This is a genomic window from Halalkaliarchaeum desulfuricum (assembly GCF_002952775.1).
GTDB classification, from domain to species: Archaea; Halobacteriota; Halobacteria; order Halobacteriales; family Haloferacaceae; genus Halalkaliarchaeum; species Halalkaliarchaeum desulfuricum.
Genome location: NZ_CP025066.1, coordinates 2940861 through 2955802, shown reverse-complemented (window position 1 = coordinate 2955802; position 14942 = coordinate 2940861). Strand labels below are relative to the sequence as shown.

The following is a 14942-nucleotide window of genomic DNA, read 5'->3' as shown; positions in this document are numbered from 1 at the left end:
CCCGGGACGTCTCCTCGAGTGATGCCCGAAGAAGTACTTTTCAAGACCGAGGAACCGAGATCCAGAGCCGAGATCGCCGAGACGCTGGTCGCCGCCGCCGAGGAGATCGAGGCCGGGACCGTCCACCTGGACGCCGATGGGGACGCGACGGACGTCGAGATCCCCGACACCCCACTGTTCGAGGTCGAACTCGAACGCCTCACCGACTCGGAAACCGGGGAGGAACGCTACGAACTGGAATACGAGATCCGCTGGACGCGGTGAATTCGGACGGCTTTTTCCGGTCCTCGGCGACGGTACCGACCCGCCGCCGCTTCGATTCAGATCGACAGCGCATACAGATACCCGTCGTTGCTCCCGACGTACAGCGTCCCGTCTGCGACCGTGGGTGAATCGTGAACGGTCCCGTCGGCGTCGAACTGCCAGTCTGATTCTCCCGACGCGGCGTCGATCGCGTACACCGACCCGTCGCGGCTTCCGGTATAAACGATCCCGTCGTCGACGGCAGGGATCGAGGTCACGCTGCCGCCGGTTTCGAATCGCCACTCGAGTCTGTCGGCGCCGGCGAGCCCCTGGCAGCCACTCGTCAGGGCGACCCCACCGACCCCGACCGTCGCGAGGAACGTCCGTCGGTTCACAGCACTCCTACCGGGCGCGTTTAAAAGGAGTTGTCGTAAGGTACAATGGCCGTTTGAGGGACGTGGCGTGTGTTGACTCGTCCGAGCCGAGTTCGCCAGTCGGGATTTCGCGTTTTACACGCTCGGCTCCGTTGCGTAGACGTCGAGAAAAATCTCGAACAGAAATTCCAGCTAATTTCAGAAGGCCACGTCGACCGACCGGAGGATCGACGACCGGTCGCCGGATTCCCAGACGAGACTGACGGTTCCGTTGTTGTCGCCCAATTCAGCAGTCAGTCTGTCGCCCGCAGACATCTGATCGAAGCTGACATTTTCTACGAAGAGGGCACCGTTCTCATCGTGGTGGGAACTGGCGCTGAGGTCCCCACTCTCTTTGAAGTCAACATCCCCCGACGTCGTAAACTTCAGCGTATTCACGTCCACTTGATCTCCACCAGCATGCGTGAAGGTCACATTTTGTTCTTCGTCGTCGACGTCGACGTCGAAGTTCGCGTTCGGCGCCGTGTCCCCGATCTGGTCGCCCAGCCCGAGCACGAACGTTCCGATCACGGCCGCCAGGATCACGGTGATCGCGACCATGAGAATGACGCCGATAACCGGCGATACTGCTCGCTTTTCCGTCACAAACGATTTCAGTTGCATCTGTTGTGGTTCCATCCCACCGACCGGGAACGCTTCGAATGCCACGATCGTCGATGCGGCGTCCTCCCCCCCGATTGCGGTGGCTACCTCGTGGTTCCCTCGCCCCGCTTATAAGATCGGCGTCCTGCGTTCCACGACCGGAACAGTTGCCTCCCCGCGCGCTAGTCCCGACGCGGCGCCCGCCCGCTGTGTCGCCCGGAGACGTCGGTCACCCGGATCTCGTACCACTCCCGCTCCCAGTCGTCGAGGTCACTCCATTGTTTCTCGTCTGCCGATTCCGGATCCCGCGTGAAAAACACCGGTACGAACTCCTCGGGGATGGCGTTCCCGTTGATGGGGGAGAGCGTCCCGGTCGCGACGGCGCTCTCCCAGACGTCGACGTCCTCGTAGTTGTACACCGTCATCGTCACCTCCGCCCCCGCCTTCACGAACGCCTCCTTCTTGCTCCCGGGACCGTTGACGAACCCCACGACGATCCGATTCTCTTCCCGATCGTATTGGTACGACATCGGCAACCCGTATCCCTGACTCCCGGCGGCCATACTCAACACGCCGGTGAAAGAGTGGTCGAGCAACGAGCGTGCGTCCGACTCACTCATCTCGTTGCCGACACTCGGTGGACGATCAGTCATTGACGAATCCATGGTTTCTAGGTGCTTAGGGGTTGTCACAGGCGTGTTGTCCGAGATTCACACCCCGCCCCCCGGACGACTCCGAGGCCGGTGTCGCCGCCGATCACGAGTCCGAGACAAACGCCGACTCCGGGGGACCGTCGACGCGAACGTCGAGAGCAGCAGTTCCGACGGGCGCGAATACGCCGCGCCCCGGTCGAAAAAGCGCCCGCTTTTTGTACGTCACCCACGCACCACCAGTCAATGCGAGTCCTCGTCACCGGAGGGGCCGGCTTCATCGGCGGCCACGTCGCACAGCAGCTCGCCGGCCAGGGCCACGACGTCACCGTCGTCGACAACTTCGAGCCGTACTACGATCTCGGAATCAAGGAACACAACGTCGAGGCGGCCAGACGGGCCGCCCAGGAGGGTGACGGCTCCTACGAGCTCGTCAGGGAGTCGATCACGGACGAGGAAACCGTCGACGAACACGTCGCAGACACCGAGATCCTGTACCACCAGGCGGCCCAGGCGGGGGTCCGCAAGAGCGTCGAGGAGCCCAAAAAAGTCAACCGCTACAACGTCGACGGCACGATAGAGATCCTGGAGGCCGCCCGGAAACACGACCTCGACCGGGTCGTCGTCGCCTCCTCCTCGTCGGTGTACGGCAAACCCCAGTACCTCCCGTACGATGAGGATCACCCCACCACCCCAGTCTCGCCGTACGGCGTCTCCAAACTCGCCACCGAGCAGTACGCCCGGGTCTACTACGAGCGCTACGGCCTCCCGACGGTTTCGTTGCGCTACTTCACCGTCTACGGCCCCCGGATGCGTCCCAACATGGCGATGACGAACTTCGTCTCCCGGTGTCTGCACGGCGAACCGCCAGTGATCTACGGCGACGGCACCCAGACCCGCGATTTCACGTACGTCACCGACGTCCGCCGGGTCAACGAACAGCTGCTCACCGACGACCGCGCCGACGGGGAGATTCTCAACGTCGGCTCCACCGACAACATCGACATCCGGACGCTCGCGGAGGTGGTCCGCGACGAGATCGATCCAGAACTGGAGATCGTTTACGACGACCCCCGGGAGGGCGATGCCGAACACACCCACGCCGACGTCTCGAAGGCCACCGAGCTGCTCGAGTACGAACCCACCGTCGACATCCGCGAGGGCGTCCGACAGTTCATCGACTGGTACCGCGCAAACGAGGACTGGTACGATCCGCTGGTGCGGAACTCCTGACGCCCGAGGCGGTCCGCTTGTAGGCTCCCGCGAACCTCCGAACCGACCTCCGACCTATTATAATAAATCCCTCATTTTTGAGGACATCAATTAAATAGCCGGTCCGTAGAGATTCTCGAGCGTGTTTTCGCGTATCGTGCTTCAAACGAGAATGTATTGAATATTTACATAATTATCTTAACCTCCGGGGGTGAAGGTACTACTGCATGCCACCGATAGACATGGGTACTGAGGAGGGGCGCATCGAGGCGCTGCGACGGATGTATCGCATCCGCGCATTCGAGGACGCTGCGGGGGATCTGTTCGCCGACGGCGAACTCCCCGGATTCGTTCACCTGTACAAAGGCGAGGAGGCGGTCGGCGTCGGGGCCGCCGCCGCGCTCGAGCCGGACGACTACATCACGAGCACCCATCGGGGCCACGGCCACTGCATCGCGAAGGGGCTCGACACGGAGAAGATGATGGCCGAACTGTACGGCAAAGCCAACGGCTACTGCAACGGCAAAGGTGGGTCGATGCACATCGCCGACGTGGAGGCGGGGATGCTCGGCGCCAACGGCATCGTCGGGGCGGGCCCGCCGCTCGCGACGGGTGCAGCGCTGACCGCCCACCGCAACGACGACGACCGGGTGGCGCTGGCGTTCTTCGGCGACGGGGCGGTCGCACAGGGACAGGTACACGAGGCGGTCAACCTCGCGGCGACCTGGGGCCTGCCGGCGATCTTCCTCGTCGAGAACAACCAGTACGGCGAGGGAACGCCGATGGAGAAGCAGCACAACGTCGAGAACCTCAGCGAGACAGCCGAGGCGTACAACATCCCCGGCTTCACGATCGACGGCATGGACGTGACCGCCGTCGAGGAGGCCGTCACCGAGGCCCGAAAACGGGCGCTCGCGGGCGACGGGCCGACGTTCATCGAGGCGGACACCTACCGCTACGAGGGCCACTTCGAGGGCGACCACCAGCCGTACCGCGACGAGGAGGAAATCGAGGCCTGGCGCGAGAAGGACCCGATCGACCAGTTCAAACAACGGCTGATCGACCGCGGCGAACTCACCGAAGACGAGTTCGAATCGATCCGCGAGGAGATCGACGCCGAGATCGACGCGGCGATCGAGAGCGCACAGCAAGCCGACCCGCCCGAACCACACGAGGCCTACGAGGACATGTTCGCAGAACCCGCACCCGAGATCGCACAATTCGCCGAACTGCCCCGCGCCGACGGGGGTGATCGCCGATGAGCACCGAACTCGAGACCGCCGGCGAGACCGAGACGATGACCGTCCGGGAGGCGCTCCGGGAGGCGATGCGCGAGGAACTTCGGCGCGACGAGGACGTGTTCGTGATGGGTGAGGACGTCGGCACGTTCGGCGGCGTCTTCCAGGTCACCGGCGATCTAGTCGAGGAGTTCGGCGAAGAGCGGATCCGCGATACGCCGATCAGCGAGGCCGGCTTCGTCGGCGCCGGGGTCGGCGCCGCAGCCACCGGCTCCCGGCCGGTCGTCGAGGTGATGTTCTCGGACTTCCTCGGCGTCTCGATGGAACAGATCACGAACCAGATGGCGAAGATGCGGTACATGTTCGGCGGGAAGACGGAGATGCCGGTCACGATCCGCACCACCGAGGGCGGCGGCCAGCGCGCCGCGAGCCAGCACTCCGGCACCGTCCATACCTGGTTCGCGCACTTCCCGGGAATCAAGGCGGTCGCCCCCGGCACGCCGGCGGCCGCAAAGGGGCTGCTCAAGTCGGCGATCCGGTCGAATGACCCGGTGATGGTCTTCGAGAACAAAGTGATCTACGAGCAGGAGGGTGAGGTCCCGACCGACCCCGACTTCACGATCCCGCTGGGCGAAGCCAGCGTCGAACGCGAAGGCGAGGACGTCACCGTCGTCGCGACCCAGCGACTCGTCGGCGAGACGCTCGAACTCGCCGAGGATATGGCCGACGAGGCCGATCTCGAGGTGATCGACCCCCGGTCGCTGTATCCGCTGGACACCGAAACGATCGCCGAGAGCGTCCGGAAGACCGGTCGGCTGGTCGTCGCCGACGAGAGCCCGTTGTCGTACGGCACCCACGCCGAGGTCGTCGCCCGCATCGTCGAGGAGGAGTTCTTCAGCCTCGACGCGCCGATCCAGCGGGTCGGAGTCGCCGACACGCACATCCCGTTCAGCCCGGACCTCGAAGACGAGGTGATCCCCACCGGCGATGACGTCCGCGAGGCGGTCGATCAGGTGATCTGAGTGGTCACCACACCCAATCACGCGATCGACCATCGACCGTGAACGGGGAACCGACGACTCGACAACCGACCACCGGGGAGCCAGCCACCGTCGGGCTGGTCGTCAACCCCGCGGCCGGTCGCGACATCCGTCGACTGGTCGGGGGTGCCGCCGTCAGCGACAACTACGCGAAGCGCCGGACCGCCGAGTGCGCCCTCGCCGGACTCGCGTCCCTCGAGGAGCCGATCGAGGCGCGCGTGATGCCGACGGTCAGCTCGATCGCCGACCGGATCGTCGACAACGTCGAGGGACTTCCCGTCCGGACGCTCGACACCCTCGCGACCGGCCACCGGGAGGACACCCACCGCGCAGCCGAGCGACTCGCCGAAATCGCCGACGCGGCGATCGTCCTCGGCGGGGACGGCACCACCGCCGACGTCGGGTTCCGGATCGGCGAGGTTCCGGTCGCGGCGATCTCGACGGGCACGAACAACGTGGTCCCCGACTCGGTCGACGGAACTGTCGCCGGGATCGCGGCCGGACTGGTCGCGACCGGACGCGTGAATCCCGACACGGTGACGTATCGCCACTGCTGGATCGAGGCGAGCGTGCGCGGGGACACAGACCGGACCCGGCGTGGACTCGCAACCGCCGGCGTTCTCGAGGAGCCGTTCGTCGGCACGCGGGCGATCCTCGACGCCACGGCCTACCGGGTCGGCGTCGTCTCGCGGGCGTCCCCCGGCGAGATCGGGCTCTCGGGGATCGCCGGCGCGCTGGGCGATCACGGTCCCGACGATCCCGGCGGGATCGGGCTGCGCTTTGCCGACGACACGGTCGCGACAGCCGAGGGGCGCACAGATCGCGTCGTCCGGGGGATCGTCGCTCCGGGCGTGGTCGAACGGATACGAATCCAGGAGCGTTGCCGGCTCGAACCGGGCGAGACGCTGTCGACGACGATCGAGGAGGGCGTTCTCGCAGTCGACGGCGAGCGCGACCTCGAACTGACGGACGCGACCGTCGATCTCGCGGCGCGGGCCGACGGCCCGCGGTTGATCCGGATGGCGGAGACGCTCGAGGCTGCGGCACGCGTTGGCGAATTCGTGACCGACCTGTAGCGATCGTCAGGGGCGGTTCAGGGGCGCTCCCAGTCCAGTTCGAGGGGCACGTCCTCCCGGAGCAACTCCGCGACGTGGCAGGTGCGTTCGCCGTTCTCGACGAGCCGTTCGAGCGTTTCATCGTCGGCGTCGCCGTCGATCGTCACCTGTGCGGCGAGCGACTCGACTGACCCCTCCTCGGGGGTGGCCTCGGCCTCGACGGAGAGCTCCGACAGTTCCACGTCACGGATATCCGCCTGGATGCCGATGCTGGAGGCCAGACACGACGACAGCGCGCCCAGGTAATAATCGACCGGCGTCGGGCCGCCGCTGCCGCCGAACTTCTCCGTGACGTCGAACTCCCACTCGAAGGAGCCCGCCTCGATCCACCCCGAGAGATCCTCTCGGAGGTGGGTCGTCACGGTTCGCTCCGGGAGTTCGACCTCCTCGTCGGAAGCCGCCACGTCGGCGGCTGCAGACACCGCGTCGGGCAACAGCGGCCAGGGCTCCTCGAGATGTTCGACGAGCGTTCCGAGGAACCGCGCCGCGTCGGCGCCGTCGACGACTCGATGGTCGAACGACAGCGAGAGGGGAAGCTGTCGGCGGAACGTCACCCCGTCGTCGCCGCGCACCGGCTGCTCGTCGATCGCGTTGACTCCCAGAATCGCGATCTGTGGGGGGTTGATGATCGGATCGAACTGCTCGACGCCGAACATTCCCAGGTTCGTCACCGTGAACGTCCCGCCCTGGAGGTCAGACATGTCGTAGTCGCCCTCGAGCACGCGGGTGGTGATCTCGCGGCGCCGTTTTGCGATCTCATCCAGCGACAGCGAACCGACGTCGCGCAACACCGGCGTGAGCAGCCCCTGCTCGACGTCGACTGCGATGCCGACGTTGTGCTCCTCGTAGAGCCGGTGGGTGTCCTCCTCGAAGGTGGCGTTGAACTCGGGGTGCTCCTCGAGGGCGGCCGACAGCGCGACGAGCAGGATGTCCGGGATGGAGACGTCGACCTCGAGCTCGGCGTCGGCGACGTCGGCCGCCGACAGCAGCGCCTCGGCGTCGGCGTGGCGGTGCTCGGTGACGTGGACGGCTTCGCGGTAGCTCTCCCCGAGCCGGTTCGCGATCGTCTGTCGCATCTGCCCGAAGGTGCGCTCTTCGCTGACCGTGAGGCCGGCTGTCCCCGCAGCGCTCTCGACTGGCTCCTCGTCGGCCTCGGCCTGCCTTTCGGTGGCGGCCTCGGCGGCAGCCTCGACGTCGTCGGCACTCACTGCGCCGCTGGGGCCGGTCCCCTCGATCCCGACGAGGTCGACGCCGAGTTCCTCGGCCCGCTTGCGGGCTCGCGGGGTCGCCTTCACGTCCGCAGCCGAGTCGGCGGCGTCCCCGGATTCCTCTGCTGTGGTCTCCTCCGGTTCGGCTTCCCCGGTAGGTTCCGCTGTGGGTTCGGCTTCCGGTGTCGGTTCTCCCCCCTCGACTGCCGCCTCGAGATCGGAGATGTCCTCGTCCGGCCCGGCCACGATCCCGATCGGATCTCCCGGCTCGCAGGTCTCCCCTTCCGCGAGGAGGATCTGCCTGAGTACGCCGTCCTCGCGGGCTTCGATTTCGGCGCTCGTCTTCTCGGATTCGATCTCCGCGATCGGCTCGTCCGCCTCGACGCTGTCACCCTCTTCGAACAGCCACTCCACGACTGTTCCTTCCGACATCTCCATGCCGAGTTTCGGCATCTTGACGAGGTATCCCATACTACGAGATTGTGTCTCACGTGTCATAAAATCGCCCGCCACACGAATGGAACCTGTTCCCGTTTCGGGATGGGTTCGTTCGCTTCTGGGCGGTTGTGAGACCGACGTCCGGGATTTCACCGCACGACGGTCACCGGAACCGGCGACCGCTGGAACACCGTCTTCGCGACGTCACCGACGAACAGTCTGTCGGCGAGGCTACCGCCGTGACTCCCGACCACCACGGTGTCGAACGCTTCCGCTCGCCGGACGATCGCCCGCGCCGGCCGGCCTATCTCGACTGCGGTGTCGATCTCGATGCCGTACTCGTCGGCGATCTCCCGTGCGCGATTGAGGACGTCCTCCGCCCGCTCTTCGGCGGCCTCCTGGATGTCGTCCGCCAGCGCGATTTCGGCCGCGCCCCCGAGCATCGCGGATGGGCCCCCGACAACGTGCAGTACGGTTATTTCGGCGTCGGGATGCGCCTCGATGGCGTATTCGAGGGCGTGCTCGCCCAGTTCGGAGTCGTCCATCGCCACCAGCACCCGATCGATCATTCGGGGTCACCCTCTGTGGCCCGTCTGTCGATGCGCTCGTTGACCGCTTCGAGCTGCTGGATGATCGAGTCGATCTCCGACGACATCGCCCGTTCGACGCTTTCGGTGACTTCCTGGGTGACTCCCTCGGTGACTTTTTCGTCGACGGTTTCGGTGACTTTCTCCTCGACTGTTTCGGTGACTTTCTCCTCGACTGTTTCGGTCACCTCGGCCGCGACTTCCTCGGTGACCTTCTCGCCGACCTCCTCGGTGACCTTCTCGCCGACCTCCTCGGTGACCTTCTCGCCGACCTCCTCGGTGACCATATCGCCGACCTCTTCGGTGACCATTTCGCCGACGTTCTCGGTCATTTCTTCGGTCAGCGTCTCCTCGATGTTCTCTGTCATTTCCTTGGTCATCCAATCGGGATCGAACCGGGCCATTTTCCAGGTCACGTGGATCGCATACGAGACGAGCGCTCCAAGTCCGAACGCGATTCCGATGGTGGTCTCACCCGTAAAGATGAACACCACCGCGAGGAAGATCAACAGCCCGTACGCGAGATCGACGAAGAAGTCGACGCGTCCCGGCTTCATCGACGCTCCCCCCTCGGTCGCACGGGTTGTTCGGGTCGATCGACGCACTCGCGGTTTCGATGCAGGTCCTGATTCATTACGTCTATGTGGAGTCCCCGAACGGATAATATGTCCTGTTCCGATCGCTCGCTTCATCTCAGCGCACCCCCAACGCAGACCCAGCTCAGCCGTCGGCGTCGTCGAACAGCTCCCGGCACTGTGCTTCGACGGCGTCGACGTCGGCGGCGGTCGTCTCCCGACCCAGCGAGAAGCGCACCGCCCCCACCGCGAGTTCAGCATCGACCCCCATCTCCACGAGGACTCGCGAGGGCGATTCATCGCTCGAGTGGCAGGCGGAGCCACTGGAGACGGCCACCCCGCGGTCTGCAAACCCCTGGACGAGTGCCGCCCCTGAGTGGCCGGGAAACCCCAGCATCGCATAGCCCGGCAGCCGACAGTCGGGATCCCCAAGCAGTGAACAGTCGACCATTCCCTCGAGCGTCGACACGAGTTCTGCCCTGAGGTCGGACAATCGGTCGCTCCGGTCGTCCATGTCCGCCAGTGCCTCCTCGGCGGCGGTACCCATGCCGACGATGCCCGGAACGTTTTCCGTGCCGCTTCGCAGACCCCACTCCTGGCCGCCGCCGTGAATGATCGGTTCGAGGTCGACGCCCTCCCGGACGTACAGCGCCCCCACGCCCTTCGGCCCGTAGAACTTGTGTGCGCTGAGGCTGGCCAGATCGAGCCCGATGTTGTCGACGTCAATCGGGATCTTGCCGGCCGACTGGACGGTGTCGGAGTGAAACACCACGTCGTGTTCGGCCGCAATAGTTCCGATCGCGTCCAGCGGCTGGATGACGCCGGTTTCGTTGTTCGCGTGCATCACCGACACGACCGCGGTGTCGTCTCGAATCGCCTCGGCGATGTCGGCCGGGTCGACGCGGCCGTCCCGACCGGGGGACACCCGCGAGACCTCGACGCCACGCTTTTCGAGCCAGTTGCAGGTCTCGATCACTGCCGAGTGTTCGATCGTTGTGGTGACGACGTGGTCGCCGTCGGTCGCGTCCACGACGCCCTTGAGCGCGAGGTTGTCAGCTTCGCTTCCCCCGCCAGTGAAGACGAGCTGTTGTGGTGACGCACCGAGCAGTTCTGCCACCGACTCCCGGGCCGCCTGCACTGCGTCGGCTTCGGTTGTCGCATACACTGCCGACGGATTGCAATGATACGTTTCGAGCGCTCGCTTCATCGATTCGACGACCGCCTCGTGCGGCGCCGTCGTCGCAGCGTGGTCCATGTAAATCATGGCTGGTGCGAATTGCAGCGACACTGCATTGCCGAAGCGTACGCGAGCCCGAACCAAAAGCTGTGGCTTTGATTGCCCACCAGGAAGAACGAGCCAGACTCTTAAGGAAGCCGTCGGTGAGTTCACCGTATGGATCTCGGATACATTGTCGAGACGAACGACGCCGAACGGATCTGGAACGCGTTCCGACTCGCAAACACCGCACTCGAGGCGGGCCACACCGTCGAGGTCTTCCTGCTCGGGGATGGCGTGGAGGCGCCGGACCTGGAGCATCCGAAGTTCAATCCGCGCGGGGTGATCCGCAAGTACACCCAGAACGGTGGGGAATTGTTCGCCTGCGGGACGTGTCTCGATTCACGGAATCTCGAACCGAGTGATCTCCGACCACGATCGACGATGGATGACTGTCTTCGGGTCGTCGAGAACGCCGACAAGGTGCTCACGATCGGATAATACGGTTCGAATGCGAGGCTGTTCACCGATAGCGAGGGCCGAAGGCCCGAGTTATCGATTTTTGGTCGAGCTTTTTCTGCCTCGGGTGCGCTCCCTTCGGTCGCGCACCACTCGTTGAAAAAGCTCGGAACGCGAGATATTGTACCGATGGCGAGGCCCGGAGGGCCGAGCCATCGGCTTTTTTGGTCCAGATTTTTTGGCGGGGGTTGAGCGCGCTCGGAGAGCGCGCGATGCCCCCGTTAAAAAAGGTGGTTAGTTACCCTTCCGCTCGTTTTTCGTCGTGCTCGGGCGGACCTTCTCGGCGCCCTTGCCGCGGCGGTTGAGCCCGCGGTTCGATTTGCCGGCGTTGGTCAGCCCGCGGAAGGCGCGACCCTTGTGGGAGTCGTCGCAGATCCAGTTGAGTTCGTCGTCGTTCTCGATCGCGGGGTGGTTCGGGTCGATCATGATGACCTCGTGCCACTTCTGGGTACCGTCCTCGCCCACCCAGTAGGACGCCAGCGTGCGGAGGTTGGGGTACTTCCGGCTGGCGCGCTCCTCGGCGATGCGCTGGATCGACTTGCGCCGCGAGACCCGGTTGATGCCCTGTCGCTTCGTCCGCCGGCCGGCCGTGAAGCGCTGCTTGCGCGCGCCGCCCTTCCGGACGGAAACGCGGACGACTACGATGCCCTGCTTGGCCTTGTAGCCCAGTTCGCGCGCCTTGTCCAGCCGCGTGGGGCGGTCGATCCGCTCGATGGCGCCCTGTTCGCGCCAGTCCTGTTTTCGTTGCCACTGCAGCTCGGCGAGCTTCCCGTCGCTGGGGTCCCGCCAGGCTTCCTTGATGTGTGAGTAGAAGCTTCGTGCCATGGGTGTTCACCACGGGCGCTTGCGATTCAGCCGCGGCGATGGCACCGATCGGCGCCACCCCGAGCCACATTTCGTCCCGTCGCCGACGAGCCGGCTCGCGGCCGACCGTCGACGGTTCGGGTGCCCACTGGTCGCCCGTCCGCCAGCGAGTTACCGTTGCTACTTCGAGAATCGGGTTAAGGGCTTCGAAACGTCGGCTGGCCCGGACGCCACCGAGTTTATACGTGATCGGTATACTGTGTAGTATGTGAACAGTACACTCTCGAGCAATCAAATTACTGCTGTTATTGGTACCGTTATCGGACTCCTTTTCGTCGGTTATCCTCTTGCAGTAGGGTCGATTGCAATGTGGTCGATCGGCAGTATGATCGTTGGAGTGTTACTGATCATCGCCTCGGTTGTTGTCTTCTTTTCGGGGGTCCCGCCTCGAGAGGACGATCTCCATCATCGCGGGGGTGGGGTCTGACTGCTGAAACGATCGGGCGACTGCTTCTTTTGGGTGGCGCCTCTCGCCCACAGGACCCGAGCCTGCTCATTCTGCCGACAAGATAATAACAACCCAGCAACAGTATCGCCTATGACCGACGGTCGTCCGACCTCGGATTTCGACGATGTCTGCGGTATCGTCGCCAACGAGACTCGGTTTTCGATCCTGCAGGCGCTGTGGGATGCCCACACCGAAACGCCCGCGGAGATCGAGGGTCCCGAGCGCGACCCGGTCCCGTTTTCGGAACTCCGGGAGCGGGTCGGCGTCCAGGACTCGGGCCGATTCAACTACCACCTCTCGGAGCTCGTTCCGCGGTTCGTCCAGCACCGCGAGGACGGCTACGCGTTGACACATACGGGGGCCCGGATCGTCGGCGCCGCCGTCTCGGGGGTGTACACCGAAACCGACACGGAACTCGACCCGACGGCTGTGGGCGACTGCGGGGTGCCGGACTGTGACGGAACGCTCGAGGCGAGCTACGAGGACGGCCACGTGACCGTCGCGTGTGACGGCTGCGACGTTCGAATCGTCATGCACGCGCCCCCGATTCTGATCGGAGCACACGACATCGAATCGAACCCGGACACGCTGCAGCAGTACACGCTCTCGGAGATCCAGAAGACGATTCGCGGGTTCTGTCCGCTCTGTAACGGCCCGATCGACACACGAGTGGCCCGAGCACACCTGGATGGGGAGGCCCCCGAAGACGATCGCGTCAAAATAACTCACCAATGCCGGGAATGTGGGCAGGTATCTCACACGTCGGCGGTTTCGCTCCTCCTCGATCACCCTGCAGTCGTCTCCCTCTTGTACGAGGCGGGCTACGACTACCGTGACGTCGCGCTCTGGCGGCGACCCGATTCAGTCGAGTCCGCCGAGTTTATCGTGGACGACGATCCCGTCCAAGTAGAGGTCACTGTGACGGTCGACGATGAGCCGCTCCGGTTTCTCCTCGACGGGGAACTGCAGGTAATCGAGTACGAACGACCATAGCGGACCTGTGCCCAGTGCGGATTCGTGCCCGACGGCGGACCCGTCCCGACGGCGGATCCCGCTTTACTCCAGATACCCTTCCGCGATGGACTCGACGTACTTGGCGACGACGTCGACCTCCAGGTGGACGGGGTCGCCGATCTCTTTGTCCGACAGTGTCGTGAGCTCGTAGGTCGTCGGGATGATGGCGACGTCCATCTCGTCATCGTGTCGCTCGGCCACCGTCAACGAGATGCCGTCCAGTGCGACTGACCCCTTGTGAACCACGTACTGGTCGAACGCCTCGGGCACTGCAAAGGAAAACAGCCAGTCCTCACCGACACGTTCGATCCCCGTCACCGTGGTCACCGTGTCCACGTGCCCTTGCACGAGGTGCCCGTCGAACCGGCCGTCGGCCGCGAGCGCGCGCTCGAGGTTCACCTCATCGCCCACCCCCAGCTCCCCGAGGTACGTCTTCTCGACGGTCTCGCTCGCCAGGAACACCTCGAACACGCTGCCTGCATCCGGTTCGCTGCCTCCGGTACCCTCCGCAAGTTCCGGGACTGCCTCGACGATGTCGACGTCCTCGCCGTATCGCTCGACGGTGAGACAGACGCCGCTGATCGCGATCGACTGCCCGTGGTGGACGTCCGCGATCTCGGGGGCGGCGATCGCGAGCCGTCGTCCGTCGGCAGTCCGTTCGACCCCCACGATCTCCCCGGTCCGCTCGACGATGCCGGTGAACATAGGTGAGACTACTCGGGGCCCGGTTTAGGCGCTGTCGATCTCGCTCCGGACGGTCCGTCTCTCGCCCGGGACCGATCCGGACGACGTATCGCAGGAAAGAACCTTTAAAGAGCCCCGAGCGACGAAGGCAAATCGCATGAAGCAGATCATCAACACTGACGAGGCACCGGCGGCAGTTGGCGCGTACAGCCAGGCGACGTCGACCGGCGAACTCGTGTTCACGGCCGGACAGATCCCGCTGACGACCGACGGCGAACTGCTGGACGACGCTCCGATCGCCGAACAGACCGAACTGGCGCTCGACAACCTGTTTGCGGTCCTCAAGGAGGCTGGCGCTACCCCCGAGGACGTGTTGAAGACGACGGTATTCCTCGCGGACATCGACGACTTCGAGGAGATGAACGAGACCTACGCCTCCTACTTCGACGAGGAGCCGCCCGCACGGTCGGCGGTCCAGGCCGGGGCACTCCCCAAGGGTGTCGGCGTCGAGGTCGAGGCGGTCGCCGTCGTTCCGGACGCGATCCCGGAGTGATGACGGACGGCGGTGACGGTACCGACGGTCCGACCGACGTCGGCGGGATCGAGAGTTCCGCCGGTATCCACCCGCGCGATCGCCGGAAGTCGGCGCTACTGTGGGGCGTGATCGGCGCGCTCGCGTTTCTCGTCGTCGCGCAGGGATACCTTCTGCTGGGCGGCGACTTGTCGTTCGGCTACGCGGGACTGTTCCCCCTTGCGGGCGCGATCGGAGCCGCCCTCGGCGTGACGTCGTACCTGTTCGAACACCGTCTCCTGCAGTGGGGCCGATAGGAAAATCAGCAGACAGCCGATTCGGAAGCAGTGCTCCCGGATTCAGG

The 14942-nt window shown here is 64.8% G+C and carries 19 protein-coding genes; 9 read left to right on the top strand and 10 right to left on the bottom strand.

Annotated features, from left to right (window positions below; translation table 11 throughout):
- Positions 1-21: 21 nt before the first annotated feature.
- Positions 22-264, top strand: coding sequence for an amphi-Trp domain-containing protein (locus AArcSl_RS14645; RefSeq protein ID WP_119820901.1), 243 nt, complete (start codon positions 22-24; stop codon positions 262-264).
- A gap of 56 nt (positions 265-320) precedes the next feature.
- Here AArcSl_RS14645 and AArcSl_RS14640 read toward each other — a convergent pair whose 3' ends face one another.
- The 4 genes from AArcSl_RS14640 to AArcSl_RS16875 all read right to left on the bottom strand — a co-directional run bounded on the left by AArcSl_RS14640 (position 321) and on the right by AArcSl_RS16875 (position 2156).
- Entirely contained in the window at positions 321-638 is a 318-nt protein-coding gene (locus AArcSl_RS14640; RefSeq protein WP_217563464.1) for an outer membrane protein assembly factor BamB family protein, read from the bottom strand.
- A 177-nt stretch (positions 639-815) separates the two neighbouring features.
- The gene (locus AArcSl_RS14635; RefSeq protein ID WP_119822025.1) at positions 816-1280 is read right to left on the bottom strand and encodes a type IV pilin; all 465 of its coding nucleotides are present in this window, start codon (positions 1278-1280) and stop codon (positions 816-818) included.
- Between the two features lie 161 nt (positions 1281-1441).
- Positions 1442-1912, bottom strand: coding sequence for a pyridoxamine 5'-phosphate oxidase family protein (locus tag AArcSl_RS14630; RefSeq protein WP_161945980.1), 471 nt, complete (start codon positions 1910-1912; stop codon positions 1442-1444).
- A 103-nt stretch (positions 1913-2015) separates the two neighbouring features.
- A complete protein-coding gene (locus tag AArcSl_RS16875) occupies positions 2016-2156 on the bottom strand; it encodes a hypothetical protein (protein WP_154670823.1) in 141 nt (46 codons plus the stop codon).
- Here AArcSl_RS16875 and AArcSl_RS14625 point away from each other — a divergent pair.
- The 4 genes from AArcSl_RS14625 to AArcSl_RS14610 all read left to right on the top strand — a co-directional run bounded on the left by AArcSl_RS14625 (position 2156) and on the right by AArcSl_RS14610 (position 6475).
- The gene (locus tag AArcSl_RS14625; RefSeq protein ID WP_119820895.1) at positions 2156-3142 is read left to right on the top strand and encodes a GDP-mannose 4,6-dehydratase; all 987 of its coding nucleotides are present in this window, start codon (positions 2156-2158) and stop codon (positions 3140-3142) included. The genes AArcSl_RS16875 and AArcSl_RS14625 overlap by 1 nt on opposite strands.
- A gap of 206 nt (positions 3143-3348) precedes the next feature.
- Complete coding sequence (locus AArcSl_RS14620; RefSeq protein WP_119820893.1) at positions 3349-4383, top strand: thiamine pyrophosphate-dependent dehydrogenase E1 component subunit alpha; 1035 nt, start codon at positions 3349-3351, stop codon at positions 4381-4383.
- On the top strand, positions 4380-5381 hold the full coding sequence (locus AArcSl_RS14615) for an alpha-ketoacid dehydrogenase subunit beta (protein WP_119820891.1): 1002 nt from the start codon (positions 4380-4382) through the stop codon (positions 5379-5381). Before AArcSl_RS14620 ends, AArcSl_RS14615 begins: the two co-directional genes overlap by 4 nt.
- A gap of 38 nt (positions 5382-5419) precedes the next feature.
- The gene (locus tag AArcSl_RS14610) at positions 5420-6475 is read left to right on the top strand and encodes an NAD(+)/NADH kinase (protein WP_119820889.1); all 1056 of its coding nucleotides are present in this window, start codon (positions 5420-5422) and stop codon (positions 6473-6475) included.
- A 17-nt stretch (positions 6476-6492) separates the two neighbouring features.
- Here the strand turns inward: AArcSl_RS14610 and AArcSl_RS14605 are convergent, their stop codons facing one another.
- The 4 genes from AArcSl_RS14605 to AArcSl_RS14590 all read right to left on the bottom strand — a co-directional run bounded on the left by AArcSl_RS14605 (position 6493) and on the right by AArcSl_RS14590 (position 10577).
- On the bottom strand, positions 6493-8193 hold the full coding sequence (locus AArcSl_RS14605) for a 2-oxo acid dehydrogenase subunit E2 (RefSeq protein WP_119820886.1): 1701 nt from the start codon (positions 8191-8193) through the stop codon (positions 6493-6495).
- Positions 8194-8309: 116 nt separating this feature from the next.
- A complete protein-coding gene (locus AArcSl_RS14600) occupies positions 8310-8729 on the bottom strand; it encodes a universal stress protein (protein ID WP_119820884.1) in 420 nt (139 codons plus the stop codon).
- Entirely contained in the window at positions 8726-9304 is a 579-nt protein-coding gene (locus AArcSl_RS14595; protein ID WP_119820882.1) for a hypothetical protein, read from the bottom strand. The genes AArcSl_RS14600 and AArcSl_RS14595 overlap by 4 nt, the downstream gene beginning before the upstream one ends.
- A gap of 163 nt (positions 9305-9467) precedes the next feature.
- Positions 9468-10577, bottom strand: coding sequence for a cysteine desulfurase family protein (locus AArcSl_RS14590; protein WP_217563463.1), 1110 nt, complete (start codon positions 10575-10577; stop codon positions 9468-9470).
- A 138-nt stretch (positions 10578-10715) separates the two neighbouring features.
- Here AArcSl_RS14590 and AArcSl_RS14585 point away from each other — a divergent pair, with 138 nt between their 5' ends.
- Positions 10716-11039, top strand: coding sequence for a DsrE family protein (locus tag AArcSl_RS14585; RefSeq protein WP_119820878.1), 324 nt, complete (start codon positions 10716-10718; stop codon positions 11037-11039).
- 252 nt (positions 11040-11291) lie between these two features.
- Here the strand turns inward: AArcSl_RS14585 and AArcSl_RS14580 are convergent, their stop codons facing one another.
- Complete coding sequence (locus tag AArcSl_RS14580) at positions 11292-11882, bottom strand: 50S ribosomal protein L15e (protein WP_119820876.1); 591 nt, start codon at positions 11880-11882, stop codon at positions 11292-11294.
- Between the two features lie 577 nt (positions 11883-12459).
- On the opposite strand from AArcSl_RS14580, the gene AArcSl_RS14575 reads away from it, so the two are divergent.
- Positions 12460-13362 carry a DUF7351 domain-containing protein gene (locus AArcSl_RS14575; RefSeq protein ID WP_119820874.1) on the top strand — a complete coding sequence of 301 codons (903 nt, stop codon included), beginning with the start codon at positions 12460-12462 and terminating at the stop codon, positions 13360-13362.
- A gap of 63 nt (positions 13363-13425) precedes the next feature.
- Here AArcSl_RS14575 and AArcSl_RS14570 read toward each other — a convergent pair whose 3' ends face one another.
- Positions 13426-14088 (bottom strand): riboflavin synthase, encoded by a 663-nt coding sequence (locus tag AArcSl_RS14570; protein ID WP_119820872.1) that lies wholly within the window; start codon positions 14086-14088, stop codon positions 13426-13428.
- A 136-nt stretch (positions 14089-14224) separates the two neighbouring features.
- On the opposite strand from AArcSl_RS14570, the gene AArcSl_RS14565 reads away from it, so the two are divergent.
- Positions 14225-14620: a Rid family detoxifying hydrolase gene (locus AArcSl_RS14565; protein WP_119820870.1), complete on the top strand. Its 396-nt coding sequence runs from the start codon at positions 14225-14227 to the stop codon at positions 14618-14620.
- Positions 14620-14895, top strand: coding sequence for a hypothetical protein (locus tag AArcSl_RS14560; RefSeq protein WP_245883274.1), 276 nt, complete (start codon positions 14620-14622; stop codon positions 14893-14895). Before AArcSl_RS14565 ends, AArcSl_RS14560 begins: the two co-directional genes overlap by 1 nt.
- Positions 14896-14942: the final 47 nt, after the last annotated feature.